Genomic DNA, 904 nt, shown 5'->3' with positions numbered 1-904 from the left:
AAGTTAGTGCACGGTGGGCCGCTCCGCCACGAGTAGCTTGGCCGGCGGAGCTGGTCGGGCGAGCGCAGCCGGCCAAGCGGAGAAGGCTGGCACGAACACCTCCGGTGCCGGCGGCTGGTATTTCAGCGATGCATGCGGGCGCACGCCGTTGTAGTGACGGCGCCAGCTTTCGATCACGACCTGCGCTTCCCTGAGTGTGTAGAAGATCTCGCTGTTGAGGAGTTCGTCGCGAAGCCGTGCGTTGAAGCTTTCGACGTAGCCATTCTCCCACGGTGAGCCTGGCGTGATGTAGGCCGTCTTTGCTCCGACGCCGGTGATCCAAGCTTGTACGATCTTCGCAACGAACTCCGGGCCGTTATCCGAACGGATATGGCCAGGTACGCCACGCAGGATGAACAGATCCGAGAGCACGTCGATGACGTCGGTTGCCTTCAGCTTGCGGGCGACTCGGATCGCCAGGCATTCATGCGTGAACTCGCTGCGCGGTCCTTCGGTTCGTCGACCACGTCGAGCATCCGGATCTTGCCTCCATCATGCGTGCGCGCCTCGACGAAGTCGTACGACCACACGTGATTGCGGTGTTCTGGACGAAGACGGACGCAGGAGCCGTCGTTGTCCCAGATCCGCCCCCGCTTGGGCTGTCTGGCTGGGACCTTCAGACCCTCACGCCGCCAAATGCGCTCGACGCGCTTGTCGTTCACGAACCATCCGGCCGCCTTCAGCAGCGCGCTGATCTTGCGGTAGCCATAGCGTCCGTACTTCTCAGCCAACGCCACGAGATCGGCCGTCAGCGCCTCTTCATCATCGCGGCCCCGCGGTACCTTGCGCTGTGTCGAGCGATGCTGTCCGAGCGCCCTGCAGGCACGGCGCTCGGAGACGGTCATCGTCCGCATGATGTGCTCGA

The 904-nt window shown here is 63.4% G+C and carries 1 pseudogene; it reads right to left on the bottom strand.

Annotated elements, in window-relative coordinates:
- Positions 1 to 3: 3 nt before the first annotated feature.
- Positions 4 to 904 (bottom strand): annotated as a pseudogene (locus FV230_RS28745) (IS3 family transposase); the annotation flags it as partial.

This window comes from Methylobacterium sp. WL6 (assembly GCF_008040095.1).
Taxonomy (GTDB): Bacteria; Pseudomonadota; Alphaproteobacteria; order Rhizobiales; family Beijerinckiaceae; genus Methylobacterium.
This window is presented reverse-complemented; position numbering and strand designations above follow the sequence as displayed.